Raw genomic sequence first — 24,859 nt, forward strand, 5'->3', positions numbered from 1 at the left:
TTTCGCGATCCCGATACTACCAGTCGAGCGTCAACAGGCTCTCGAAGTGGCGCTGTTCGCCGTTGAGCGGGTCGACGAAACGCAAGCTGCTGGCCAGCAGCTTCAAAGGATGGCGATAGTCGTCCACCGGGTCTTTCACCACGTCCGGGTAAAACGGATCATTGCAGATAGCAGCGCCCAGCGAGGCCATGTGCACACGCAACTGATGCTTTTTGCCGGTCACCGGATAAAGCCCGTAGCGCCACAATTTGTCCTGCCGTTCGAGCACCTCGATCTGCGTACGGGTGTTGCTCGCGCCGGCGCCTTCCTGCATGCGAAAGAACGGTTCACCCTCGACCAGTCGGCTCTCGTGCAGACGCGGAAAGGCCAGCCCCGGCAGCGCTGGCGCAATGGCCTGATAAAACTTGTCGATGCGCCGGGTGGGGAACAGAGCCTGATAAGCCGAGCGCGTCTGCCGGTTGGCGGAAAACAGTACCAACCCTGCGGTGTGCCGGTCGATGCGGTGCAGCGGCACCAGATCAGGATTGCCCAGGCGATGGATCAAGCGGCGCAACAGGGTTTGTTCGACGTACTCGCCGGCGGGTGTTACCGGGAGAAAGTGCGGCTTGTCAGCCACCACCAGATGCTCATCGGCGTAGAGGATCGTTTCGACTACCGGGATCGGCGTTTCGTTGGCAACCTCACGAAAATAGTGGACCCGCAGCCCCTCCCGATACGCCAGATCAGGCGCGATGGCCTTGCCGTTTTCATCCAGCACCCGGCCGCGAGCAAAACGATCCAGCCATTGTTCACGACTGATGGCCGGAAATTTAGCGCACAGGCAATCAAGCACCGTGGCCCACGAGCCCGGGGGCAGATACAACGTACTGGCTTGCTGCTGTGCGGCGCTGAAGACGGACTCGGACATGCGGGGACTCGAACTCGTGTAAGCCTGAAGCGGCTGGCCGTGGATTATCACTGATTAGTGCGATCACCGCACAACATCGCTGCGTGGTAATCGACTCCTGCCTGCGGCACTATTAACCATCTGGTACATTCCGCTTAGCACCTGCCGCCAACCGGGCAGTGACACAAAAACAAGAGACGTATTTTATGACTCACGCTGAAAAACCTTCCATCCTTGCCGGTCTGATCGGCTCGGGCATCCAGGCCTCTCGGACACCTGCCATGCACGAGCGTGAAGGCGATGCGCAAGGCATGCGCTATCTGTATCGGCTGATCGATATCGACGCCCTGCAACTGGACATCGATGCCCTGCCCCGGCTGCTTGAGGGCGCCCGGCAGTGCGGCTTCACTGGCCTGAATATCACCTTCCCCTGCAAGCAGGCGGTCATCCCGTTACTGGATGAGCTGTCCGATGAAGCGCGCGGTATCGGTGCGGTGAATACGGTGGTGTTCAAGGACGGCAAGCGCATCGGTCACAACACCGACTGCCTGGGTTTTGCCGAAGGCTTTCAGCGCGGCCTGGACAAGGCCCCGCGCCAACAGGTGGTGCAGATGGGTGCAGGTGGCGCGGGAGCGGCAGTGGCTCATGCGCTGCTGAGCGCAGGCGTCGAACGCCTCACGGTGTTCGAAGTCGAGCCGCAACGCGCCGAGAGACTGGTGAACAACCTCAACCAACACTTCGGTGCCGAGCGCGCTCAGGTGGGTAGCGACCTGCCTGCGGCGATGGCCGAAGCGGACGGACTGGTCAATACCACACCGGTCGGCATGACCAAACTGCCGGGCACGCCGTTGCCGGTCGAGTTGCTGCGGCCTGCACTGTGGGTGGCGGAAATCATTTACTTTCCGCTGGAAACCGAACTGCTCAAACAGGCCCGGGCACTGGGCTGCCGAACCCTGGATGGCAGCACCATGGCGGTGTTTCAGGCGGTCAAGGCGTTTGAGCTGTTCAGCGGCCGGTCCGCCGATGCAGAGCGGATGATGGCGCACTTCCACACGTTGTAAGCCTCAGCGCTTGAGATAACGCAATACAGCGTCGCAGATCATCGCCTTGTGACGCTGTTTGACCTCCTCGCTCCACAGCTCGATCTGGAAGATTTCGCTGAAGGTATGGCGATTGGAGATCCGGTAGAAGCAGAACGAGCTGATCATCAGGTGCAGGTCCACCGGATGAACGCCATCACGGAACAGGCCGCTGGCTTCACCGCGACGCAAGATGCCGTCGAGCGCACTGATGATGTTCTGGCTCTTGGCCTGAATCGACTCGGACTGTTTGACGTTCTCGCCGTAATGGATGTTTTCGATGCACACGATGCGCACGAAATCGACATTGCTGTCGTGGTGATCGAAGGTGAACTCGACCACGCGATGAATCGCCTCCACCGGCTCGAGTTCGGACAGATTGAGCTGGCTCTCGGTGTTGCGAATCGCGCCGTAGAGTTTTTCCAGCACTTCGACGTACAGCTGCTCCTTGCTGCCGAAGTAGTAATAGATCATCCGTTTCGAGGTTTTGGTGCGCTCGGCAATGGCATCGACGCGCGCGCCCGACAGGCCATGGGCTACAAACTCGGCAACGGCGGCCTGCAGAATGTCTTCGCGGGTCTTTTCCGGATTGTTCTTGCGCCCTTTCGACGCAACGGCAACAGAGTCGTCAGTTGTTTTCATTGTTGGCTCATGACCACGAGTGATGCGCGGAGTATGAAGCCGACCGGCAACCGAGGGAAGCCGCGAGGGCGTCGCACCCTCGCAGCAGCGTTGCAATCGGATTGGCCTTACAGACGCGCCTGACGTGCTGCCACATTGCGCGCCTTGGCCATCGCAGCCAGACGCACCGGGACGTTGGCCGCGCCGTACCCTACATAGCCGTTCTTGCGCTGCAGGATTTCGAAGAAGAAGCGCCCGTCGAACGCATCGGTGTAGACGTGGAACAACTCGCCACCCTGCGCATCGCGGTCATAGAGCACGTTGTAATACGCCAGCTCGCTGAGAAACTCTTCGTCGAAATCGAAGCGCGCCGCCAGGTCATCGTAGTAATTGAGCGGGATGTCCAGCAACGGTACGCCAGCTTCCTTGGCCCGGCTTACTTCGGCGAAGATGTCTTCGCAGGAAAATGCGATGTGGTGCACACCCGAGCCGCGATAGCTCGACAGCGCATGGGAGATAGCCGTATTGCGATTCTCGGAAATATTCAGCGGCAAGCGCACGGTGCTGCAACGGCTGCGCAGCGCACGGCTCTTGACCAGACCGTACGGGTCGGGCAAGACCACTTCGTCGTCAGCTTCGAAGTCCAGAATGCTTTTGTAGAACAGCACCCAGCTGTCCAGACTGTCGGCCGGCAGCGCCATGGCCATGTGGTCGATACGCTGCAACCCGCCCTTGGCGACTGCCTGCGGATCGACGACAAAATCACTGTCGTAGATCGATTCTCCCGGCGCCGCGTTATCCACCAGATAGATCAGACTGCCGTCGGGTGCGCGGACCGAAGGAATCTCCCGTTCATTAGGGCCGACCAGCCCGCGATACGGCTGGCCCTTGAAGGCACGCGCACGTTCCAGCGACTGATGACCGTCGTCGACGCGCAAGGCGGTGGCGCACAGTGACGGGCCGTGGGCCTCGAAGAAGCTGTGGGCGAAGGAATAGGGCTCGGCATTGAGCACAATCCTGATATCGCCCTGCCCCAGCAGGCTGACCGCTTTCGAGCGATGCTGACCCAGCTTGGCAAAGCCCAGCCGTTGCAGCCAGCCCGAAAGGCGAGCGCCATGGCTCTCGTCGACTGCAAACTCGAGGAACTCGACGCCATTGTAGGTACTGGCAGCAGGTGGGTTGAAGAGGATTTCGGGAGCCGCAGCCGGCTCGTCACGCGCCATCAACTGGCGGGTTTTCTCTTCCAGATAGAGCAGCGAACGCAGACCGTCCGCAGCATTGGCACGCGTCGGCGCTGCACGGAAGCCGTCGTTGAACACTTCCAGCGACAACGGACCGGTGTAGCCACTGCGCAGGATCGGCGCAAGGAAGCCGGCCAGATCGAATTCACCCTGGCCCGGGAAGCAGCGGAAATGGCGACTCCATTCCAGTACATCCATCGCCAGAAGCGGCGCATCGGCCATCTGCACGAAGAAGATCTTGTCGCCCGGGATCTGTGCGATGGCGCTCGGATCGCCCTTCAGCGACAGGGTATGGAAACTGTCGAGCAACACGCCAAGCGCCGGGTGGTCGACCTGACGCACCAGGTTCCAGACCTGTTGCCAGGTGTTCACATGCTTGCCCCAGGCCAGCGCTTCATAACCGACGCGCAGGTGACGGGCACCCGCGCGTTCGGCGAGCAGGCCCAGGTCATCGAGCAGAATGTTTTCGTCGCCCACCGAATCGGCAGATGCATTGCTGCAGACCAGCACCAGATCAGTGCCCAGTTCCTGCATCAGATCGAATTTGCGTTCGGCACGGTCAATATTGCGCTGCAGACGATCACGGCGGCAGCCTTCGAAATCGCGGAATGGCTGGAACAGGGTGATGGCGATGCCCAGGTCGGCACACATCTGCCTGATGTTGCGTGGGCTACCGTCGTAATACAACAAGTCGTTTTCGAAAATCTCGACGCCGTCAAAGCCGGCTGCGGCGATGGCTTCGAGCTTTTCGGGCAGAGTACCGCTCAAGGATACGGTAGCAATTGAACGCTGCATGCTTTTCAGCTCCTGGATGAACGCGACCTGCTTGGGTCGCGACTGGACAGCACCGCATTCCTGGCCTTTCCCGGCCTTATTCAGAGGTGCGAGTAAAGTATTTGCCTGCGGAAATACTACAGCAACATAAAGTGTACGAACCGGTTAGTTTTACGTTCGATTATCGAACAAAAGCCGTTTTACTCAATTGACGCTGTATCTCGCAATGCTCAACATCAACATCAACATCAACATCAGCATCACATTGCAGGATAGACCCGCAGTCCGACATTTGATCTTCGCTTCATCAGCAGCAAACCCATAACAATTCAAAAAACAGGAACATTGCTCATGTGCACCCTTCTCGCTTCGCTCGCCCGCTCACCCGTCCGTCTTACCAGACGTCATGTTCGACGAACCCGCCCAGCCAAAAGCCCGGCCACGGTCTGCGTCGCCTGAAACATTCCAACACACTTACGCGGCCCAGCCTGTAAATTGTCGGCCCGACGGATCGTTTCGAGGACAGCCTGAGTCTACAGGCCAGTCGAATCACGGTTCTACGACTTCACTTTACCTGCACAACGCCTGCATCGAGTGGACTTCTCAGTCCGACTGTTGCCAGCAGCACAGTCCTGGAACGGATGGTTAGAACATCATGCTTAACACCCAGACCAACCCTGTCGCCCAGGCCGCCCGTGCCGGGATGGGCGAAAAGATCCGCGGCGCGCTCGCCGTGGGCAAGACTCGCTGGGGCATGCTCGCCCTGGTGTTCTTCGCCACTACACTGAATTACATCGACCGGGCCGCGCTCGGCGTCATGCAGCCTATCCTCGCCAAGGAAATGAGCTGGACGGCGATGGACTACGCCAACATCAACTTCTGGTTTCAGGTCGGTTATGCGGTCGGCTTCGTGCTGCAGGGCCGCTTCATCGACAAGGTCGGCGTGAAGCGCGCGTTCTTCCTCGCGGTGCTGCTGTGGAGCCTGGCGACTGGCGCGCATGGCCTTGCCACCTCCGCTGTCGGCTTCATGGTCTGCCGCTTCATTCTGGGCCTGACCGAAGCAGCCAACTACCCGGCCTGTGTGAAGACCACCCGCCTGTGGTTCCCGGCAGGTGAACGTGCGGTGGCCACCGGTATCTTCAACGCCGGCACCAACGTCGGTGCCATGCTGACCCCGGCCCTGCTGCCGGTGATCCTCACTGTCTGGGGCTGGCAGGCCGCCTTCGTGGCGATGGGCTCGCTGGGGCTGATCTGGGTCATCACCTGGCGCCTGAAGTATTACAACCCCGAAGAGCATCCGACCGTCAGCAAGACCGAGCTGGATTACATCAATCAGGAAGTCGAACCGGCTCCGGTCAAGGTACCGTTCACCGGCATTCTGAAGATGCGCGGTACGTGGGCATTCGCGCTGGCGTATGCGATCACCGCTCCGGTGTTCTGGTTCTACCTGTACTGGCTGCCGCCGTTCCTCAATCAGCAATACAACCTGGGGATCAGCGTTACGCAGATGGGTATCCCGCTGATTCTGATCTGGCTGACGGCCGACTTCGGCAGTGTCGGTGGCGGCATTCTGTCGTCCTGGCTGATTGGTCGCGGCATGCGTGCGACGACTGCGCGCCTGTTGTCGATGCTGATCTTTGCCATCACGATCTGCAGCGTGGTGTTCGCTGCCAATGCCAGCGGGCTGTGGGTGGCGGTACTGGCCATTTCGCTTGCCGTGGGTGCGCATCAGGCCTGGACGGCGAATATCTGGAGCCTGGTGATGGACTACACCCCCAAGCACATGATGAGTACCGTGTTCGGCTTCGGCGGCATGTGTGCGGCCATCGGCGGTATGTTCATGACGCAGATCGTGGGTGCGGTGCTGACCGCCACCAATAACAACTACAACGTGTTGTTCACCATGATCCCGGCGATGTATTTCATTGCCCTGATCTGGATGTACTTCATGGCTCCTCGCAAGGTTCCGACACTCAGCGAGTAATCGTCTGACACCATCAAAAAGGCCCGGCTCACTCAGTGACCGGGCCTTTTTGCTATCGTCCCTGCGCTAGTGATCTCCCGGAGACCTCTCGTTCCTCACGCTCCGCGTGGGAATGCAGTTCGTGACGCTCCGCGTCACACGGCGGGTTTTCTTTGTCAGATGGATTGGGGTTCGGCTCAGGTCACCTTTTGACTATCGTGCCGACGCTCCGCGTCAACGTTCTCTGATGCGAAAACAATGCTATGACTTACCCACCATTCGCTGCCAACGAAGTGCTTTTCGAGCGCGATGGTACTGACGACGCAGAGTGCGACGTAAGTGACGGCTGAGTCCTGGCGCTGATCCGGGGGTAGCCTGGCAGGACGCCAGGCTAGCCGCACCGGGCCATGGATGGCCCGTTGCGGCGACCCCCGGATCAGTGACAGGGCGAAGGAACCCGACGAAGTCGGGCCGGAAACGGAGCCTGGGGGTTTGCTTACTTTGGCCCCATCAAAGTAAGTCGCCGAGGGGCGAAAAGGTGACCTGAGCCGAACCCCAATCCGCCTGACAAAGAAAAACCGCCATGTAACGTGGAGCGTCACAAACCTTATGCCAACGCTGAACATTGGCGTCAATCAAAGCTTCAGCGCCGCAAATTACCCACCTTTACGCCGCTGTTGCCAAGCCGCCGCCAGACCGCTGAGGCAGATGATGGCAATGCCGGCCTGGGCAGTGGGCGATGGCATGTGATCGAAGAACAGAAACCCCAGCAATCCGGCGAACACGATCTGGCAATAACTGAAAGGCGCAAGCATGGCCGGAGCGGCGAAGCGGAAGGCCTGGGTCAGCAGCAAATGCGCCGACATGCCACACGCACCAAGCGCCAGCAGAAACGGCAGGTGCTTGAGCGCCGGCACTTCCCAGAAGAACGGTACCAGCGCACTCATCAACAGGGTATTGAACAGCCCCGCGAAAAAGTTGCTGGTGGTCGGACTGTCGAACGGGCTAACCAGCCGTGTCAGGAGTTGATACAGCGCAAAACACAAGGCTGACGACAGCGGCAGCAGAATCGCCGGGGTAAACAGCTCGCCGCCCGGATGAATGATGATCATCACCCCGACAAACCCGACCACCACCGCTATCCACTGCCCGCGCGTCACACGCTCGTGCAGCAGCGGCACCGATAACGCGGTGACCAGCAACGGCGCAAGAAAGTTGACCGCCGTCGCCTCTGCCTGCGGGATGAACATCAGGCTGCTGGTAAACAGCAGGCTGGTACCCAGCAGCGCCAGTGCGCGCAAGACCTGCAGGCCGGGACGCTTGGTGCGCAACACCCGCAATCCCGATGACGGCATGAAGATGCAGGCCATCAGCAGCGTGTGCACCAGATAGCGCGCCCAGACCACCAGAATGATCGGATAGAAGCCGGACAGGTATTTGGACAGGGTGTCGTGACTGGCAAACAGAAAAGTCGCCAGAAGAATGAAGCCAATACCTTTGAGAGGTTTATTGACGCCGGACAACGGCGTGCTGGCAGTGCTCATTGCGCTTCCTTGTTCAAGTTTCAGCAGCCCGACGCCATGGCCGAACGCACTCTCTACCCATATTGACCCGTGAGCATCGCACACACGTTTGCAGCATCTCGAAGAAAATGTTCTAACCGGTTCATTAACGTTCGATAATCGCCCGAAACAACTATTTCACAATTGCACGGCGCGTTGCGCCATTTCACTATCGCAGCCAGCTACACGACTCAATAACTACAAAAAAGGTCTGTTCCATGCGCGTGAATTCCCCCTGCAAACTCCTTTGCGGTCTGTCGGCGGCCGTCGCTGCAAGCCTGACGCCCATCAGCGGCCAGAGTGCCGGATTCGTCGAAGATGCCAAGGTCAATCTGAACCTACGCAACTTCTACATCAACCGCAACTTCGTCGACCCGGCCAACGCACAGAACTACGCCGAGGAGTGGACGCAGAACTTCATCCTCGACGCCCGTTCCGGGTTCACCCAAGGCACTGTCGGCTTTGGTGTCGACGCACTGGGCCTCTACTCGCTCAAGCTAGACGGCGGCAAGGGTACCGGCGGCACACAATTGCTGCCCATCCATAGCGATGGACGCCCGGCCGACGACTTCGGCCGTCTGGCAGTGGCCGGCAAGGCACGCTTCTCGAAGACCGAATTGAAGGTCGGCGAGTGGATGCCGGTACTGCCAATCCTGCGTTCGGATGACGGCCGCTCACTGCCGCAAACCTTTCAGGGCGGGCAGATCACCTCCAAGGAGATCGACGGCCTGACCCTCTACGGTGGCCAGTTCCGTGGCAACAGCCCGCGCAACGACGCGAGCATGGAAGACATGTCCTTGAATGGCCGCACCGCGTTCACTTCCGACCGCTTCAACTTTGGCGGCGGCGAATATGTGTTCAACGAAAAGCGCACCCAGGTCGGCGTGTGGTACGCCGAGCTTGAAGACATCTACCACCAGCAATATTTCAACCTGCTGCACAGTCAGCCGCTGGGCAGTTGGACGCTGGGAGCCAACCTCGGCTACTTCCAGGGCAAGGACGACGGTCAATCGCTGGCCGGCGATCTGGACAACAAGACCTGGTCAGCGCTGCTTTCGGCACGGTACGGCGGCAACACCTTTTACCTGGGCCTGCAGAAAGTCAGCGGCGACAGCGCCTGGATGCGCGTCAACGGCACCAGCGGCGGGACCTTGGCCAACGACAGTTACAACTCCAGCTTCGACAACGCCAGGGAGAAGTCCTGGCAGTTGCGCCATGACTATGACTTCGTAGCCATGGGCGTGCCCGGTTTGACCCTGATGAACCGCTACATCAGCGGTGACAACGTACACACCGGCGCCATCACCGACGGCGAAGAATGGGCGCGGGAAACCGAGCTGGCCTATGTATTCCAGAGCGGTGCGTTCAAAAGTCTTTCAGTCAAATGGCGCAACTCCACCATGCGTCGCGACTACAGCACCAACCAGTTCGACGAAAACCGCCTGATCGTCAGCTACCCGTTGTCGCTGCTCTGATCCGCACAGGACGCCGCCGTGGCCGATGGCGCTGCGGCGGCGTTCTCAATCAAAGCGCTCAGTGGTCCTGCAACGACTCCACGCCCATTTCGTCCCACACCGCTTCCGCCAGGTGGAACGTCGCATTGGCCGCCGGAATGCCGCAGTAGATAGCGCTCTGCATCAGCACTTCCTTGATTTCCTCACGGGTCACGCCGTTGTTTTTGGCGGCCTTGAGGTGCAGGCGCAATTCGCCTTCGCGATTCATGCCGATCAGCATTGCGATGGTGATCAGGCTGCGCGTATGGCGCGGCAATCCTGGACGTGTCCAGATATCCCCCCAGGCGTGACGGGTGATCATCTCCTGGAATTCTTCATTGAACGGCGTCAGTTTGCTCAGGCTGTTATCGACATGCGCGTCGCCCAGCACCGCACGGCGCACTTGCATGCCGGCTTCGTAACGTTCGTCTTCGGTCATCGGGAAATCCTTGTGTGTTCGGCCACGGCGCGCTCGACCCAATGGCGAGCCTGGCCAAGGTAATGGGCCGGATCGAGCAGGCGATCCAGCTCGTCGGAAGAAAACTGCTCGCTGACCTGCCGGGTTTCGCCGAGCACCTGACGCAAATGCGCACCCTGCTCCACCGCACGCCGGCAGCACTGTTCAACCAGATGGTGGGCAGCATCGCGCCCGATGCGCTGAGCCAGCGCAATACTCACTGCTTCGGCTAGAACCAGCCCTTTGGTGGATTGCAGATTGATCGCCATGCGCTCGGCATCCACCTGCAGACCGGGTATCACCTGCAACGCCTGCTGAAGAGAACCGGAAACCAGACAGCACAGCTCCGGCAAGGTCTCCCACTCGGCATGCCACAGGCCCAGGCTGCGTTCATGCTCCTGCGGCATGGCCGCCAGCATCGTGGCCACCAGCCCCGGTGCGCGGGTGGCGGTGCTGATCATGACCGCAGCGCCGACCGGGTTGCGTTTGTGCGGCATGGTCGAAGAGCCGCCCTTGCCGGGTGCCGATGGCTCGAAGACCTCGCCCACTTCGGTCTGCATCAGCAGGCTCACGTCGCGCCCCAGTTTGCCGAGACTGCCGGCGATCAGACCCAACAGACCGGCAAACTCCACCAGTCGGTCGCGCTGGGTGTGCCAGGGCTGCTCGGGCAACGTCAGTTGCAATTCACCCGCCAGCGCTTCGGCCACCGAAAACGCCTGATCGCCCAGCGCCGCAAGGCTGCCGGAAGCACCGCCGAACTGCAGGCACAGCAGGCGCGGCTTGATCTCGTTCAAACGCTGTCGATGACGCGTGACCGCGCCCAGCCAGCCAGCGATTTTCATCCCCAAAGTGACCGGCGTAGCCTGCTGCAGCCAGGTGCGTCCGGCCAGCGGCGTGCCCGCATGACGCTGCGCCTGCTCAGCCATCGCATCGGCCAGCCGGGTGAGGTCACGCTCAAGCAGCACGACCGCTCGACGCAGCTGCAGGATCAGCCCGCTGTCCATCACATCCTGACTGGTCGCGCCCATGTGCACGTAGCGCTCGGCTTCAGCGCTGCGTGCGGCAATCTGTTTGCCCAGCGCCTTGACCAGCGGAATCGCCGAATTGCCGGCACTGCCGATGGCAATTGCCAGCGCGTCGAAATCGAACAGCCGTGCGTCGCAGCTCAGCTCGATGTCGGCGACCACCTCGGGCGGGATCAGGCCGACGCGTGCCTGTGCACGAGCCAGCGCAGCCTCGAAATCGAGCATGCCCTGCACCCGGCCCTCATCCGAAAAAATCTCGCGCATTTCGGGTTGCATGAAGTAGGCATCGAAAAGTTGATTGCTCGCTCTGTTCACATCACCACTCCAGATTGAAAGGTTTCAGGTGGCGTCCGAATGACTGACCCAGCCCTTGATCAGCACGGCTATCGCGGCCAGCGCCGCCGGGATCACCAGCGCGGTCAGCACCTGCTCGAACGTCCAGCCCAGGCCCAGCAGCGTGGCACCGGCCCAGGCGCCGAGAATGGCGCCGAAACGGCCGATCCCGAGCATCCACGACACGCCCGTGGCACGCCCCTGGGTGGGGTAAAAACGCGCGGCCAGCGACGGCATTGCCGACTGCGCGCCGTTGATACACATACCGGCGAGCAACACCAGTGTGGCCAACAGCGCGACGTTACCCAGACTCTGCCCGACCAGCCAGGCGAATACCCCCGCCAGTGCGTAGGCACAACCAATGACCTTGTGCGGGTTGTAACGATCCATCGCCCAACCCACGCCCACAGCGCTCAACACCCCGCCGAACTGAAACAGCGCGCCGATGAAGGCGGACTGCTCCATGCTTGCGCCGCTGTCGCGCATCAGCGTCGGCAGCCAGCTGGTCAGCAGGTAAACGATCACCAGGCCCATGAAATAGGTCAGCCACAGCAACAGGGTGCCGGCACTGTAGTTGCCGGAAAAAATCACTTTCAGCACGTTGCGGCTGCTGACTGTTTTCTGTTCGGGAACGCTGAAGTCAGTGATGCCGGCCAGCGCCTTCGGCGCAATCGGTGCCAGCACCTTGCGAATCCGCTCCGCACCGCGATTGCGTACCACCAGAAACCGCGCCGACTCCGGCAGCCAGACCATCAGCACCACCGCCAGCAGGATGGGCAGGATACCGCCCAGCATCAGCAGGCTGTGCCAGCCCATGCTCGGGATCAGCTTGGCCGACACAAAACCGCCGCACGCCATGCCCAGATTGAAACCGCAGAACATGCTCGTCACCAGCAGCGACTTGAGCCGCTCGGGAGTGTATTCCGACAGCAACGTGGTGGCGTTGGGCATCGCTGCGCCAAGCCCCAACCCGGTCAACAGGCGCAGTACCAGCAATTGATCGATGTTGCTGCTGTAGGCTGATGCCAGGCTGAAAAGACCGAACAGCAGCACCGCGACCACCAGCACCACCTTGCGCCCGAAGCGGTCGGCCAGCGGGCCTGAACCCAGCGCGCCGAACACCATGCCGATCAGCGCGGCGCTCATCACCGGCCCCAGACTGGCCCGGTCGATCCCCCAATCCTGACTGAGTGCGGGTGCAATGAAGCCCATTGCGGCAGTATCGAGGCCGTCGAGAAACACGATCAGAAAACACAGCGCAACCACTCGCCACTGATACCCGGACAGCGGTTGCGCATTGATGAAGGCCTGAACGTCGAGCGTACTCGACGCGGGGCTGCTGGCGGAAAGCGTCATGAAGGTGTCCTTTTATTTTTATAGGGTCGCCTGCCGATGCAGGCGCCTTGAAACGCACGCACATTGATTTCGAAATCGAAGAACGATTCAGAAATCGAAAAACACTGTCTCGCCTTCACCTTGCACACGGATATCGAAACGATAGGCCGTCTGCCCCTCGTGCGCGCAGCGGCGCGCTACCAGAGTTTCGCGGCGCGGGGGCTGCTCGATCAGATTGAGCACCGGGTCCTGCGCATTCGCCTGGGCTTCATCATCGAAATACAAACGTGTCTGCAGATGAATATTGATGCCACGCGCAAACAGCGAAACGTTGATGTGCGCCGCCATCGGCACACCCGCCGCATTGCGTGCCGAGCCTGGCTTGATGGTCTTCAGGATCCATTGGCCATCGTCCGCGGTTGCAGTGCGACCAAAGCCGTTGACCGGCCTGTCCGGGTCGAATTCACTGTGATACGCGCCTTGATGATCCGCCTGCCAGAATTCCAGGTAGGCATCGCGGATCAGATGACCGTTGCCGTCGAAGACGTTGCCAAGCAATACGATGTGCTCACCGGGCGCCTCGGGCCTGGCCATCTCGTTCCAGATTTCCAGCTCGCGGGTGGGGTTGCCGGCCACTTGTGGTGCAAGACCGATGTGGACGTAGGGGCCAGCGGTTTGCGAAGGGGTTTCCTGCAGCAATTGAACGGGCATGTCGGGCCTCCTCAGCAGTTTTCGAAGTGAGTCTTGCGCTGGCCGCGCAACACGATATCAAAGCGGTACGCCAGACAATCCATCGGGTTGCCCATGCCCAGATCGAGCCTGGCAATCAGGCTTTGCACGGCGTCGGGATTGGCGATGGCCTTGACGATCGGGCAGATCGGAATCAGCGGATCGCCTTCGAAATACAACTGGGTGATCAGGCGTGTGGCAATCGACGGGCCGCTGATCGACACATGAATATGTGCCGGGCGCCAGTCGTTGGGACCGTTGCGCCATGGGTAAGGCCCGGGCTTGACGGTACGGAAGCTGTAAATGCCTTCGCTGTCGGTCAACGCACGTCCGACACCGCCGAAATTGGGATCGATGGGCGCCAGATAGGCATCGCGCTTGTGGCGATAACGGCCACCGGCATTGGCCTGCCAGATCTCCACCAGCGTATGCGGTATCGGTTTTCCGTACTGATCACAGACCCGTCCGGCCAGCAGGATACGCTCACCGATGGGCAGCCCACCGTTGTTGAAATTGAGCAGCAGGTCATTGTCGTGCTGACCGAATTTCAAATGCGAGAAATCCGGGCCGGTGGTTTCGGAAATGGACTGCGGGATACTGACCAGGGCCTGGCGCGGCGAGCGCAGGATCGAGGTCTTGTAGTCAGGTGTCAGGGCTTTGGGATGCCAGTTTCGGTCACGAATGACGAAGCGGCTGTTGTCCGCGGCAGACATGGCGTTCTCCTCGTTTTTCTTATGGGGCGCGCAGGCGTCGGTCACATGCGCTACAGGCTGCGGCGAAGTGTCGCGCGATCCATGCTTACAGAGAACTGAAATAAACCCCATGATCCATAACCAATTGGTTATGGATACTAGGCATTGCGATAAGCCTCTCCAAGACTGCGCAGCTCGTCCACACACCACTGCGCCGCGCGCGTCAGTGGCAAGGCCGGGTTGCTGCACAAACCGACCGAGCCGCCCGGCTCACGAATACCCATGTCCAGCTCGACCAGCGTGCCGCCTTGCAACTCCAGCGACACGGCATCCAGCGGCGCGATCCAGACTGCATCGCTGCATTGCACATAGCGGCGGCTGAGGGTGAGCGAGAGGGTTTCAAGGCGTTGGCGCGGCATGCGGATACCGCACTGCACGAACAGACTGTCGGCAAACTTGCGGATGGTCGTGCCTGCCAGCGGCAACACCAGCGGGAATCGCTCCAGACTCTCCGGCTTGAGCGGCGCAGCCAGCAAAGGGTGATCACTGCGTACCACCAGTGTCATCGACTCGTTGTACAGGTGCTCGAACGTCAGACCCTGAATCTGCGGACTGTCAGTCATGCGCCCGACCACCAGATCCAGCTCCCCTACCCTCAATTGCGACAACAGATAGGCACTGGGCCCGGTCATCACGCTGACGATCAGCGCCGGGTGCCGCTGGTGCAGGCGATGAACCACTTCGGGCACCAGCAGGCTTTCGGCCGTCGACAGTACGCCCAGACGTGCAGTGACGGTGTCATGCTCACCCGAGCGCAGGCTGCTGACGCCCTCGCGCAGGGCCTGAACGCTGGGCCCGGCAAAACGCATGAACGCCACGCCCGCGTCGGTGAGTGCCGCGCCGCTCTTGCTGCGCACGAACAAGGTGGTGTCGAGCAGGATTTCCAGCTCTTTGAGACTTTTCGACAGTGCAGGCTGACTGATCGCCAGAACGTCGGAAGCACGCGCCAGGCTGCCCTGCCGGGCCACTTCGAGAAAGCAGACCAGATGACGAAATTTGATGCGTGTATCGATATTCACTGCGCGTCGTGTCCGATAAATGAAAGGGCATGCAGCTCGACGACAAGGCAGCTCAGCGACTCAGAAAAGACGCCACTTGAGGTGCGTCGAATGGCCATTCCAGCTCATCACCGGTGTCGGCTCGACGCAACACAGGAACGCGCAACTCGTAGCGTTCAAGCAGTTGCTCATCCTCGCAGATGTCGACCAGCTCAATCAGCAGGCCGTGCTCGATGGCGAACGGCAGCAAAACCGCTTCGGCAACCTCGCACAGCGGGCAGCCCGGGGTGCTGAACAGCTGGCATTCGGGTGGCATGAGTCGATCCTCGGCGAATCCTCGGTAACCGGAAATCATTCTAGGCGCGCACCGGGATCACGTCGACACCCGGAAATGCGCCTTGCTGAACGCATTGGCGCGGTCCAGTACCGGTTTCTCGAAACAACGATAACCGACCCAGCCATAGCACACCGCTGCCGCCATCATCAGCAGAGCGAAAAACAGGTTGTCCAGATAGCTTTCAGGCCAGGGCCCCACCAGACTCCAGACCCTGCCGATCACCCCCAGCACCAGCAGATGAGACAGGTAGATCGTGTAGGACATGTCGCCCACGGCAACCATAAACGGCGGCACCAGCAGCTGTCTGCGTCGTTCAAGCAAGGCCAGCGTCACGACCAGCACGCCGAACGTTCCACCAACCATGAGCATGCGCAGCAGCCCCTGACTCTCATACAACCGGTAATAGCCGATCAGGGGCACCGCCGCCATCAGCGCGACACCGAGCAGCAACCAGACCGCAGCGGTGGGCACGCGCGCACAGTGGCGCCCGTAAAAGAACAGTGCCAGCGCAGCACCCAGCACGAACTCGAGGGCATAGGGATGCAGGATGATCTTCACTGCCGGGGAATAGTCCTGCCAGTCTGCCAGTGTGTTAAACACCACGATGATCAGACTCCAGGCGCCAAGCAGAAACGGCAGATTGCGCTCGCGAAACAGCAGGAAGCCTGAGAACACCACGTAGAACCACAGCTCGAACAGCAGCGACCAGGCCACCATTACCAGCAGCACCTTGTCGTTGGGCAACAGCAGGAACGACATGATCAGATTGGACGAGCCATGACCGCTGTTAACCATGCCCGGCTGCACCAGATAAACCGCCAGGGTGATGAAAAAGTACAACCAGTACGTGGGGTAGATCCGCGATACTCGATTGAACAGAAAGCGCTGAGCCTCGGGTGCACTCTGAAAACGGCCACGACTGACAATCACCATCACAAATCCGCTGATGACGAAAAACAGATCGACGCCCAACTGAAAAAAATCGAGCCAGGGCGGCAGAAGGATATCGCCACCGGAAAACTTGCTCTCTACCGACATCATGTGAAACAACACAACGCCAAGGACCGCTACGCCCCTGAGCCCCTGCAGGGAATACAGCCGCTCCATGCCTCTCTCCATTCAACCGATGTCGCGCGCGCCAGGCCATCCCGTGGTCACGCGTGTGGAGCATAGCCAATGGCCAGAAATACGGAACCCCAATCTTCCGGTGCTTGTGGTTTTTCCTGGCAGATACTTTTGGAGTAAGGTGCAGCGGCAGTGTGAAGCCTGATCGAACACGATACGGCAATCGAAGTGAACCTTCAGGAATCACCTGTACTCGAAACATTTATACGCCCACCAAACGGAGAACATCATGGCCCGCGAAACTGCACAGAATGCTCAGGAAATCCTGAGAGCCGACTTCCAGGTACTGGTTGCCGATACTGAGAAATTGCTGGCGCATACCGCCTCTCTCGCTGGTGATCAGGCCGATGAACTGCGCGCCCAGATCCGCGAAAGCCTGTTGCGTGCCAAGGAAACCCTGAAGACCACCGAGGATTCGTTGCGCGAGCGCGGCGAAGCGGCAGTGGTCGCCACCGAAGATTATGTTCAGAACAACCCCTGGCAGTCAGTCGGTATCGCCGCAGGTGTCGGCTTTCTGATCGGTCTGCTGGCTACAAGGCGCTAACATCATGACTCTGGGAACGGAATCAGCACCGCCCGAGGGAACTCCGGGCTCTTCACCGCGGCGCCTGGGCGCTGCATTCCTTGGCCTGTTGCACACTCACGTCGAGCTGTTCGGCATCGAATTGCAGGAACAGAAAGCGCGAACCGTCAGCTTGCTGCTGTTTGCCGGTCTGGCACTGGTTTTCGGCCTGCTGCTGCTCACCGGGCTCTCGGCCTTGCTGCTGATCGTTCTGTGGGACAGCTATCGCCTGGCGGGCATTGTCGGCCTGTGTACGTTTTACCTGCTGGCCGCGATCTTCTGTGGATTGCGCCTCAAGGCAGCGATCTTCGACGAGTCTTCGCCCTTCCATGCGACTCTCGAAGAACTGGCCAACGACCGTGAGCGATTGATGCCATGAGTGAACCCAAGTCGCACCAGAGCAATACCCGTCGAGAACTGCGCAAGGCATTGATCCGTCTGCGCATGGAAATGCACCGCCAGGAAATTCGCCACGAATCGGCGCAACTGATGCAACCGTTGCAACGCTTTCGCGGCATCCGCCACGACTGGAAAAGCGCGCTGGGCTTTCGCCACGCGCCGCTCTGGGGCGTGGGCTCGGTCGCCCTGCTGGGCTTTCTGAGCGGCAAACGTGCCAAGACCGGACGCACCAGCCTGCTGGGCCGCCTGTTGAAGCTGGGCATCACGTTGACGCCGGTGGTCAAGGTCGCCATGCAAGCGCGCGCCCTGCAGAATCGCAATCGCAAGATCTGATTGCGCCATGCGTTTCGCATGATCATGGCCTGACTGTACTGGCCTGAATATAAATGCCTGCTCCGGTAACCGGAGCAGGCATTTGTTTTTCTACGAGGCCTGTTTTCATCAGTGCGCCCCTTGCGGCAGGCGTGTCGAACCGGGAAGCTACGCCCCTATTACTGACGGAGTGAACGCATTGGATTGGCAAACACTGCTTAACCGCGAACGACTGGGCAAGACCCTGCACAGCCCCGAGGAACTGGGGCGCAGTCCGTTCCACAAGGACCATGACCGGATCATCTTTTCCGGGGCCTTCCGCCGCCTGGGACGCAAGACCCAGGTGCATCCGGTGTCCAGCAACGATCACATCCATACGCGCCTGACCCATTCGCTGGAAGTCAGTTGCGTCGGTCGCTCTCTGGGCATGCGCGTCGGCGAAACGCTGCGCTCCGCCCTGCCCGACTGGTGCGATCCCAGCGACCTGGGCATGGTTGTGCAATCGGCCTGTCTGGCGCACGACATCGGCAATCCGCCTTTCGGCCATTCGGGCGAAGATGCGATTCGCAACTGGTTCAATCAGGCGGCCGGGCGTGGCTGGCTCGACGCGATGAGCGACACCGAGCGCAATGACTTCCTCAATTTCGAAGGCAATGCCCAAGGGTTCCGGGTGCTGACGCAGCTGGAATACCACCAGTTCGACGGCGGCACCCGCCTGACCTACGCCACACTGGGCACTTACCTCAAATACCCGTGGACCGCCCGCCACGCAGACTCGCTGGGCTACAAGAAGCATAAGTTCGGCTGTTACCAGAGCGAACTGCCGATCCTTGAGCAGATCGCCGGCAAGCTGGGTTTGCCGCAGCTCGAAGATCAGCGTTGGGCGCGCCATCCGCTGGTCTATTTGATGGAGGCGGCCGACGACATCTGTTACGCCCTGATCGACCTGGAAGACGGTCTGGAGATGGACCTGCTCAACTACGCGGAAGTGGAATCACTTCTGCTCGGGCTGGTCGGTGATGATCTTCCGGAAACTTACCGACAGCTGGGCCCGGGCGACTCACGGCGGCGCAAGCTGGCGATCCTGCGCGGCAAGGCCATCGAACACTTGACCAATGCGGCAGCCAGAGCCTTCGTCGAGCAACAGGACGCCTTGCTGGCCGGCACCCTGCCTGGCGATCTGGTCGAGCACATGCATGGCCCGGCCAAACGCTGTGTGCTCAACGCCAAGGACATGGCGCGCAAGAAAATCTTTCAGGACAAGCGCAAGACGCTGCACGAAATCGGCGCCTACACCACGCTGGAGATCCTCCTCAACGCGTTCTGCGGTGCGGCCGTCGAACAGTTTGGCGGCAGAACGCCATCCTTCAAGCATCGCCGTATCCTCGACTTGCTGGGTAACAGCGCGCCTGATCCCAAGGCACCGCTGCATACCTCGTTCCTGCGCATGATCGACTTCATCGCGGGCATGACCGACAGCTACGCCAGCGAAATGGCCCGGGAAATGACCGGCCGCTCCGGACAGATATAGCCTCCATCGACCGGCCCGCTGCCTGAACAGACGCAGGCAAAGGGCTGGTCAGACCTGATTACCTCGCGAAACTCAGACAGGCCCTACATGCATGTCAGACGAGTCCTATCGCAGCTTTTCTTGCATCCCTCAATAATTCCAGCCACTTCAACTGCCATCCGGCACCTCATCCATCCGCCAGCGAAACTTGCCGGCCCGCACGCCGCCTGCCGATGCCTGAACGCCTCGTCAGGGCCTTTCCGGAACACTCATGTCCACACATAGCCTGCGCATCCTCCTGGTAGAAGATCACCCGTTTCAACTGATCGCCACCCAGGTGCTGCTCAACAATCATGGCTACTTCCTGCTGACGCCAGCACTTACGGCCGCGGAGGCACTCGCTGCCATGCAACGCAGTGAACATCCCTACGGCCTTGTGCTGTGCGATCAGTGCCTGCCGGACATGTCAGGCCTGGACCTGATTGATGAGGCCTCCCGGCAAGGCTGGCTGCACCAGGCCATTCTGCTCAGCGGCTTGCCGGACACACAGCTTGAAAGTCTTCAGCAGCTCGCCAGGCGGCGCAATCTGCCCCTGCTCGGTTGTCTGAGCAAGCCCCTGCATGGCCCCGACCTCAGCCGTCTGCTGGGAGAGATCACTGAATGACGTCGGCAAGTCGACTTCATTCGGTTGCAGCAATACCGGCGAAATACCTGCTTTCATTACCCTGTGAAAATGGATCGATTGTGAATCCACGTTCAGACTCGTAGGAAATCAGCAGTCAACATGAATGATGATTCCAGAAAGTAATAAACACCCGGCGTATCAGTTGCCGAACACACAATGAAATAAGCGTTAACGTTTAAATACACTTATGTTTTACGTAGGCTTTTACGTACTCCGATACGCTAATTATTGTAGGACTTTTCCTATATATGCCTGCCGAGCAAGTCTCTTTATGTGCCTGCCCGAACATCTGAGCTAAGGTGCGCGCTTTCTTCACTGCTTGTTATGGAATGGAATATGAACTCAGTTTTCATCATCGACGACCACCCGGTTATCCGGATGGCGGTAAGAATGCTCTTGGAGAACGAAAATTATGAGGTAGTCGGCGAAACCGATAACGGTGTCGACGCCATGCAGATGGTCCGTGAATGCATGCCCGACCTGATCATTCTCGACATCAGCATTCCCAAGCTCGATGGCCTCGAGGTGCTGGCTCGCTTCAATACGATGGGGCTGCCCTCCAAGATTCTGGTGCTGACCTCGCAAACCCCCAACCTGTTCGCCATTCGCTGCATGCAATCGGGTGCCTCGGGTTATGTCTGCAAGCAGGAGGACCTGAGCGAACTGCTCAGTTCGGTGAAAGCGGTATTATCCGGCTACAATTACTTTCCCAGTCAAGCGTTGACGTGTGCGGTTCGCGAAGATGGTCAGACCAACGAGCTCGAGCTATTCAAGTTGGTCAATGACCGCGAACTGATGGTATTACAGTTATTTGCCCAGGGCCGCTCCAACAAGGAAATAGCCAAGGGCATGTTTCTCAGTAACAAGACCGTCAGCACTTACAAAACACGGCTTATGCAAAAACTGAAAACCAGAACCTTGGTAGAACTTATCGAGATGGCAAAACGTAACGCGCTAGTGTGAGAAAACGGATGCCCAAGCGCTTCAGACAATTATTAATACTGGCCATAAGCCTGTGCATAGGCTGGGGTGCTCAGGCCGGACTCTATGCGGCCGATCATTACACCCTGCTCGGTCGCTCGAGCCCGGCGCACATGGACGTGAAGCTGGACAACAGCCAATGGCAATGGGTACGTGGTAAACGTGAACTGATTCTCGGCACCTCGAACCCCGATTACCCACCCTTCGACATCACGATATCCGGCAACGATTACGAAGGCATCACTGCAGACTACGCAGGGATCATTTCGGATGCGCTGGACCTGCCGGTAAGGGTGCAGCGTTTCGAAACGCGCGACGCAGCGATCAAGGCGCTTGCCGCAGGTCAGATCGACCTGCTGGGCACCGCCAACGGTTTTGAAGCCATTGATCGCAACATCAGACTGTCCCAGCCCTACTCGGTTGATCAGCCCGTTCTGGTCACGCGGGTCGGAGACACGCGCCCCCTCAACGAAGGCCTCAAAGGCATGCGGCTGAGCATGGTCTATCACTACCTGCCGCCTGCCGAGGTCGAGGCGTCCTATCCGGGCGCAACGCTGAAGACCTACCCTTCTTTTCAGAACGCCATCAATGCAGTCGCCTTCAATCAGGCGGATGTGTTTCTGGGCGATACGATTTCCACCCAATACATCATCAACAAGGGTTATCTGAACAACGTGCAGATGTCGAATTTCGGCAAGCACGAGCCCAACGGTTTCAGCTTCGCCGTCAGCAATGAAAACACGCAACTGCTGGGCATCATCAACCAGACGCTGAAAGCCATCCCTGTCGATGAACGCATCAATATCTCCAGACGCTGGAGCACTGGCAGCGACCTGATGCTCACCGACCAGAAGCTGCAACTGACGCAACGCGAGGAGCGCTGGATCGCTCAGCACCCGACCGTGCGCGTGGTCGTCAACGAAGCGTACGCACCGCTGACCTTCTTCGACGCCAAGGGCAACTTTCGCGGCATCACCGCCGACCTGCTTGAACTGGTGCGCCTGCGTACCGGCCTCAGGTTCGACGTCAAACGTTCGCCCAGCCTGACCGACATGCTGAGCCAGGTCAGCGAGGGCCAGGCCGACATGATCGGTGCGCTGGTGTCCAGCGATGTGCGTGAGGATCGATTGAGCTTCAGCCGCCCGTACATAGACAACTCGTTCGTGCTGGTCACCCGCAAGGATCAGGGTGCCCCCAGCTACCTCGAACAGATGGACGGCAAACGTCTGGCAATCACCCAGGGCAGCCCGATGCTTGACTGGCTGGGCCGCAAATACCCGAGGGTCGTGCCACTGGAAATCGACAACCCGTTCCAGACGCTGGACATGTTGTCCCTGGGCAGAGCGGAAGGTGCGGTCGTCTCGCTGCTCAGCGCAGATTACTTTCTCTCTTCCGGCATCTTCGAGGACCGCTTGCAGATGACCGCCACTGTCGGTGAGGACCCAGCGCTGATCTCCATGGCAACCTCACGCAATGCCATCGAGCTGAGTTCGATTCTCGACAAGGCGCTGGCGAGCATCGCGCCCCAGGATTTGGCAGCGATCAACAACCGTTGGCGCGTTTACACCCCTTCAAGCGCCAACTGGCATGACTATCAACGCCTGATCTACCAGATTATTGTGGGTGCGGGCCTGTTGCTGCTGGGTCTGCTGGCCTGGAACGCCTGGATGCGACGGCAGATACGTCAACGCGAAGCCGCAGAACGAGCCCTGGGCGATCAGTTCGAATTCATGCGCGCGCTGGTCGAAGGTACGCCCCATCCGATCTACGTGCGCGATCGCGAGGGTATGCTGCGCATGTGCAATGACAGCTACCTCAAGGTTTTCTCCGCGCAACGCGAAGACATCATCGGCAAGAGCGCGACCGAAGGCGGCCTCGGCAATGCCTTCGAAGCCCGCGAGTACGCTGCCGACTATCAGCGGGTCATGGCCAGCGATACCGCACTTATCCTCGACCGACCGCTGCACATCGGTGAACGAGAGCTGACCATCTATCACTGGATCCTGCCGTTTCGTGACTCCCTGGGTGAAGTACAGGGCATCATCGGAGGCTGGATCGACATCAGCGAGCGCCGCCAGCTGATCGAGGACCTGCAGGCCGCCAAGGAACAGGCCGACGCCGCCAGTCGTGCCAAGAGCACCTTCCTTGCGACCATGAGCCATGAAATCCGCACACCCATGAATGCCGTGATCGGCATGCTGGAGCTGGCGCTCAAACGTGCCGAACACGGCGAACTGGATCGTTCCGCCATCGAAGTCGCCTACAGTTCGGCCAACGACCTGCTGGATCTGATCGGCGATATCCTCGATATCGCACGTATTGAATCCGGGCGGCTGTCACTCAACCCCGAACGCGCGAATCTGCGTCGACTGGTGGAGTCGGTGCTCAGGGTATTCGACGGTCTGGCCCGGCAGAAGGACCTCGAACTGGTGCTGGAACTGGACAGCAGGATCAACGCCGACGTACTGATCGACCCGTTGCGCTTCAAACAGATACTGTCCAACCTGGTCAGCAACGCCATCAAGTTCACCCCGATGGGGCGGATCAAGGTCGTATTGCAGGCAGCCGAAAGTCCGGACCCGCAACTGCTGCATCTGCACATCACCGTTCAGGACAGCGGCATCGGCATCAGTGTCGAAGACCAGCAACGCTTGTTCGAGCCGTTCGCCCAGGCCGATAACACCGGACAGATGGCGCGTACCGGAGCCGGACTCGGGCTGGTGATATGCCGCAGCCTGTGCATGATGATGGGCGGCAATCTCTCGCTCGACAGTACGCCGGGGCACGGCACCCGGATCAGCATGAACCTGGTGCTGACCACACTTGAAGCGCTGAGCGGACAGCCCGTGGCAGAGCAACCGGTAGCCGTCGCTCACCAGACGCTCAGGATCCTGATCGTCGACGATCATCCTGCCAACAGGTTGTTGCTTTGCCAGCAGCTAGGCTATCTCGGTCATCACTGCGAAATGGCTGAAAACGGCGCGCGAGGGCTTGAGCGCTGGAAGGCCGATGACTTTGATCTGGTCGTCGCGGATTGCAACATGCCGATCATGAACGGCTACGACATGACCGCTGCCATCCGCAGACAGGAGCGCGCATCCGAACGGCAACGCTGTCCTGTCTGGGGATTCACGGCCAACGCGCAATCCGACGAGATCGAGCGTTGCCGGACCGCAGGCATGGACGATTGCCTGTTCAAGCCCATTGGCCTCTCGATGCTCAGCGAACGACTGGCAGCCATTGCTCCGCTGGCGCACACGCGTACGCTGCCCTTCAGCCTCGCCAGCGTCAGCAACCTGACCGGTGAACGTCCTGAAATGGTTGAGCGCCTGCTCGCACAACTGCTGCACAGCAACCATGAGGATAGGCTGGCGCTGGCCAGACTGACACCGGAAAAGGATCGCCGGAAAACCCGCGATCTGGCGCACAGGATCAAGGGCGCAGCCCGGATCATCACGGCTTCAAGGGTGGTTGATGCCTGCGATGCGCTGGAACTGGCCTGCGACCCGGACACACCGGATGAACAGTTTCGTACCTGCCGGCAGGCGGTCGAACTGGCAATGATCGAGCTTGAAGACGCACTGATCCTGCAACAGGCAAGGCCTGAATGAGCGAGTACCAAAGACGGTATGACGAGAGGGGGAATACGAAGGGATGTACTGGAGAAAATCAGGGAAGCAGGCGCTGGCCTGCTTCCCGT

22 protein-coding genes are annotated in these 24,859 nt (G+C 59.7%); 10 read left to right on the top strand and 12 right to left on the bottom strand.

Annotated features, from left to right (window positions below; translation table 11 throughout):
* Positions 1 to 16: 16 nt before the first annotated feature.
* Positions 17 to 907, bottom strand: coding sequence for a pseudouridine synthase (locus JOE33_RS03500; RefSeq protein ID WP_187625815.1), 891 nt, complete (start codon positions 905 to 907; stop codon positions 17 to 19).
* Between the two features lie 185 nt (positions 908 to 1,092).
* Here JOE33_RS03500 and JOE33_RS03505 point away from each other — a divergent pair, with 185 nt between their 5' ends.
* Positions 1,093 to 1,947: a shikimate dehydrogenase gene (locus JOE33_RS03505; RefSeq protein ID WP_187625816.1), complete on the top strand. Its 855-nt coding sequence runs from the start codon at positions 1,093 to 1,095 to the stop codon at positions 1,945 to 1,947.
* A gap of 3 nt (positions 1,948 to 1,950) precedes the next feature.
* Here the strand turns inward: JOE33_RS03505 and JOE33_RS03510 are convergent, their stop codons facing one another.
* Both JOE33_RS03510 and quiC read right to left on the bottom strand, forming a co-directional pair.
* Positions 1,951 to 2,607: a TetR/AcrR family transcriptional regulator gene (locus JOE33_RS03510; protein WP_096103509.1), complete on the bottom strand. Its 657-nt coding sequence runs from the start codon at positions 2,605 to 2,607 to the stop codon at positions 1,951 to 1,953.
* A gap of 107 nt (positions 2,608 to 2,714) precedes the next feature.
* Positions 2,715 to 4,622 (bottom strand): 3-dehydroshikimate dehydratase QuiC, encoded by a 1,908-nt coding sequence (quiC, locus tag JOE33_RS03515; RefSeq protein ID WP_096126063.1) that lies wholly within the window; start codon positions 4,620 to 4,622, stop codon positions 2,715 to 2,717.
* Positions 4,623 to 5,256: 634 nt separating this feature from the next.
* Between quiC and JOE33_RS03520 the strand changes: the two genes are divergently transcribed.
* Positions 5,257 to 6,585: an MFS transporter gene (locus tag JOE33_RS03520; RefSeq protein WP_096103511.1), complete on the top strand. Its 1,329-nt coding sequence runs from the start codon at positions 5,257 to 5,259 to the stop codon at positions 6,583 to 6,585.
* Between the two features lie 635 nt (positions 6,586 to 7,220).
* Here JOE33_RS03520 and JOE33_RS03525 read toward each other — a convergent pair.
* Positions 7,221 to 8,108: a DMT family transporter gene (locus JOE33_RS03525; RefSeq protein WP_010428081.1), complete on the bottom strand. Its 888-nt coding sequence runs from the start codon at positions 8,106 to 8,108 to the stop codon at positions 7,221 to 7,223.
* A 236-nt stretch (positions 8,109 to 8,344) separates the two neighbouring features.
* On the opposite strand from JOE33_RS03525, the gene JOE33_RS03530 reads away from it, so the two are divergent.
* The gene (locus JOE33_RS03530) at positions 8,345 to 9,601 is read left to right on the top strand and encodes an OprD family porin (RefSeq protein WP_032614578.1); all 1,257 of its coding nucleotides are present in this window, start codon (positions 8,345 to 8,347) and stop codon (positions 9,599 to 9,601) included.
* Positions 9,602 to 9,659: 58 nt separating this feature from the next.
* Here JOE33_RS03530 and pcaC read toward each other — a convergent pair whose 3' ends face one another.
* From pcaC to JOE33_RS03570, 8 genes are all read right to left on the bottom strand, one after another.
* On the bottom strand, positions 9,660 to 10,058 hold the full coding sequence (pcaC, locus tag JOE33_RS03535) for a 4-carboxymuconolactone decarboxylase (RefSeq protein ID WP_003416189.1): 399 nt from the start codon (positions 10,056 to 10,058) through the stop codon (positions 9,660 to 9,662).
* The gene (locus JOE33_RS03540) at positions 10,055 to 11,416 is read right to left on the bottom strand and encodes a 3-carboxy-cis,cis-muconate cycloisomerase (protein ID WP_054993018.1); all 1,362 of its coding nucleotides are present in this window, start codon (positions 11,414 to 11,416) and stop codon (positions 10,055 to 10,057) included. Before JOE33_RS03540 ends, pcaC begins: the two co-directional genes overlap by 4 nt.
* 24 nt (positions 11,417 to 11,440) lie before the next feature.
* Positions 11,441 to 12,790: an MFS transporter gene (locus JOE33_RS03545; protein WP_032614574.1), complete on the bottom strand. Its 1,350-nt coding sequence runs from the start codon at positions 12,788 to 12,790 to the stop codon at positions 11,441 to 11,443.
* Positions 12,791 to 12,877: 87 nt separating this feature from the next.
* Positions 12,878 to 13,480, bottom strand: coding sequence for a protocatechuate 3,4-dioxygenase subunit alpha (pcaG, locus tag JOE33_RS03550; protein ID WP_096139017.1), 603 nt, complete (start codon positions 13,478 to 13,480; stop codon positions 12,878 to 12,880).
* 11 nt (positions 13,481 to 13,491) lie between these two features.
* Positions 13,492 to 14,211, bottom strand: a complete 720-nt coding sequence (gene pcaH, locus JOE33_RS03555; protein WP_187625817.1) for a protocatechuate 3,4-dioxygenase subunit beta — start codon at positions 14,209 to 14,211, stop codon at positions 13,492 to 13,494.
* Between the two features lie 137 nt (positions 14,212 to 14,348).
* A complete protein-coding gene (gene pcaQ / locus JOE33_RS03560) occupies positions 14,349 to 15,269 on the bottom strand; it encodes a pca operon transcription factor PcaQ (RefSeq protein WP_010428089.1) in 921 nt (306 codons plus the stop codon).
* Between the two features lie 52 nt (positions 15,270 to 15,321).
* Complete coding sequence (locus tag JOE33_RS03565) at positions 15,322 to 15,564, bottom strand: glutaredoxin family protein (RefSeq protein WP_010428091.1); 243 nt, start codon at positions 15,562 to 15,564, stop codon at positions 15,322 to 15,324.
* A 57-nt stretch (positions 15,565 to 15,621) separates the two neighbouring features.
* Entirely contained in the window at positions 15,622 to 16,692 is a 1,071-nt protein-coding gene (locus JOE33_RS03570; RefSeq protein ID WP_032614570.1) for an acyltransferase, read from the bottom strand.
* Positions 16,693 to 16,939: 247 nt separating this feature from the next.
* Between JOE33_RS03570 and JOE33_RS03575 the strand changes: the two genes are divergently transcribed.
* The 7 genes from JOE33_RS03575 (at position 16,940) to JOE33_RS03605 (ending at position 24,770) form a co-directional block, all read left to right on the top strand.
* A complete protein-coding gene (locus JOE33_RS03575) occupies positions 16,940 to 17,254 on the top strand; it encodes a DUF883 family protein (protein WP_003315618.1) in 315 nt (104 codons plus the stop codon).
* A gap of 4 nt (positions 17,255 to 17,258) precedes the next feature.
* Positions 17,259 to 17,651 carry a phage holin family protein gene (locus tag JOE33_RS03580; protein ID WP_002553117.1) on the top strand — a complete coding sequence of 131 codons (393 nt, stop codon included), beginning with the start codon at positions 17,259 to 17,261 and terminating at the stop codon, positions 17,649 to 17,651.
* Positions 17,648 to 18,004 carry a hypothetical protein gene (locus JOE33_RS03585; RefSeq protein WP_010428094.1) on the top strand — a complete coding sequence of 119 codons (357 nt, stop codon included), beginning with the start codon at positions 17,648 to 17,650 and terminating at the stop codon, positions 18,002 to 18,004. Before JOE33_RS03580 ends, JOE33_RS03585 begins: the two co-directional genes overlap by 4 nt.
* 178 nt (positions 18,005 to 18,182) lie before the next feature.
* Positions 18,183 to 19,514: a deoxyguanosinetriphosphate triphosphohydrolase gene (locus JOE33_RS03590; protein ID WP_003433027.1), complete on the top strand. Its 1,332-nt coding sequence runs from the start codon at positions 18,183 to 18,185 to the stop codon at positions 19,512 to 19,514.
* 250 nt (positions 19,515 to 19,764) lie between these two features.
* The gene (locus JOE33_RS03595) at positions 19,765 to 20,157 is read left to right on the top strand and encodes a response regulator (protein WP_010428096.1); all 393 of its coding nucleotides are present in this window, start codon (positions 19,765 to 19,767) and stop codon (positions 20,155 to 20,157) included.
* Positions 20,158 to 20,514: 357 nt separating this feature from the next.
* A complete protein-coding gene (locus JOE33_RS03600) occupies positions 20,515 to 21,141 on the top strand; it encodes a response regulator transcription factor (protein ID WP_003423744.1) in 627 nt (208 codons plus the stop codon).
* A gap of 8 nt (positions 21,142 to 21,149) precedes the next feature.
* Complete coding sequence (locus JOE33_RS03605) at positions 21,150 to 24,770, top strand: transporter substrate-binding domain-containing protein (RefSeq protein WP_080009179.1); 3,621 nt, start codon at positions 21,150 to 21,152, stop codon at positions 24,768 to 24,770.
* Positions 24,771 to 24,859 lie beyond the last annotated feature (89 nt).

Source organism: Pseudomonas sp. PvP027, assembly GCF_017833005.1.
GTDB lineage: Bacteria > Pseudomonadota > Gammaproteobacteria > Pseudomonadales > Pseudomonadaceae > Aquipseudomonas > Aquipseudomonas congelans.

What these genes read in the sequence shown, in the direction of transcription:
- JOE33_RS03575 (WP_003315618.1), top strand. Translation starts at nt 16,940, where the DNA reads ATGGCCCGCGAAACTGCACAGAATGCTCAGGAAATCCTGAGAGCCGAC.
- JOE33_RS03545 (WP_032614574.1), bottom strand. Translation starts at nt 12,790, where the DNA reads ATGACGCTTTCCGCCAGCAGCCCCGCGTCGAGTACGCTCGACGTTCAG.
- JOE33_RS03520 (WP_096103511.1), top strand. Translation starts at nt 5,257, where the DNA reads ATGCTTAACACCCAGACCAACCCTGTCGCCCAGGCCGCCCGTGCCGGG.
- JOE33_RS03500 (WP_187625815.1), bottom strand. Translation starts at nt 907, where the DNA reads ATGTCCGAGTCCGTCTTCAGCGCCGCACAGCAGCAAGCCAGTACGTTG.
- JOE33_RS03580 (WP_002553117.1), top strand. Translation starts at nt 17,259, where the DNA reads ATGACTCTGGGAACGGAATCAGCACCGCCCGAGGGAACTCCGGGCTCT.
- JOE33_RS03570 (WP_032614570.1), bottom strand. Translation starts at nt 16,692, where the DNA reads ATGGAGCGGCTGTATTCCCTGCAGGGGCTCAGGGGCGTAGCGGTCCTT.
- pcaG (WP_096139017.1), bottom strand. Translation starts at nt 13,480, where the DNA reads ATGCCCGTTCAATTGCTGCAGGAAACCCCTTCGCAAACCGCTGGCCCC.
- pcaH (WP_187625817.1), bottom strand. Translation starts at nt 14,211, where the DNA reads ATGTCTGCCGCGGACAACAGCCGCTTCGTCATTCGTGACCGAAACTGG.
- JOE33_RS03605 (WP_080009179.1), top strand. Translation starts at nt 21,150, where the DNA reads ATGCCCAAGCGCTTCAGACAATTATTAATACTGGCCATAAGCCTGTGC.
- JOE33_RS03600 (WP_003423744.1), top strand. Translation starts at nt 20,515, where the DNA reads ATGAACTCAGTTTTCATCATCGACGACCACCCGGTTATCCGGATGGCG.
- JOE33_RS03585 (WP_010428094.1), top strand. Translation starts at nt 17,648, where the DNA reads ATGAGTGAACCCAAGTCGCACCAGAGCAATACCCGTCGAGAACTGCGC.
- JOE33_RS03510 (WP_096103509.1), bottom strand. Translation starts at nt 2,607, where the DNA reads ATGAAAACAACTGACGACTCTGTTGCCGTTGCGTCGAAAGGGCGCAAG.
- JOE33_RS03530 (WP_032614578.1), top strand. Translation starts at nt 8,345, where the DNA reads ATGCGCGTGAATTCCCCCTGCAAACTCCTTTGCGGTCTGTCGGCGGCC.
- JOE33_RS03595 (WP_010428096.1), top strand. Translation starts at nt 19,765, where the DNA reads ATGTCCACACATAGCCTGCGCATCCTCCTGGTAGAAGATCACCCGTTT.
- quiC (WP_096126063.1), bottom strand. Translation starts at nt 4,622, where the DNA reads ATGCAGCGTTCAATTGCTACCGTATCCTTGAGCGGTACTCTGCCCGAA.
- JOE33_RS03505 (WP_187625816.1), top strand. Translation starts at nt 1,093, where the DNA reads ATGACTCACGCTGAAAAACCTTCCATCCTTGCCGGTCTGATCGGCTCG.
- JOE33_RS03565 (WP_010428091.1), bottom strand. Translation starts at nt 15,564, where the DNA reads ATGCCACCCGAATGCCAGCTGTTCAGCACCCCGGGCTGCCCGCTGTGC.
- pcaC (WP_003416189.1), bottom strand. Translation starts at nt 10,058, where the DNA reads ATGACCGAAGACGAACGTTACGAAGCCGGCATGCAAGTGCGCCGTGCG.
- JOE33_RS03525 (WP_010428081.1), bottom strand. Translation starts at nt 8,108, where the DNA reads ATGAGCACTGCCAGCACGCCGTTGTCCGGCGTCAATAAACCTCTCAAA.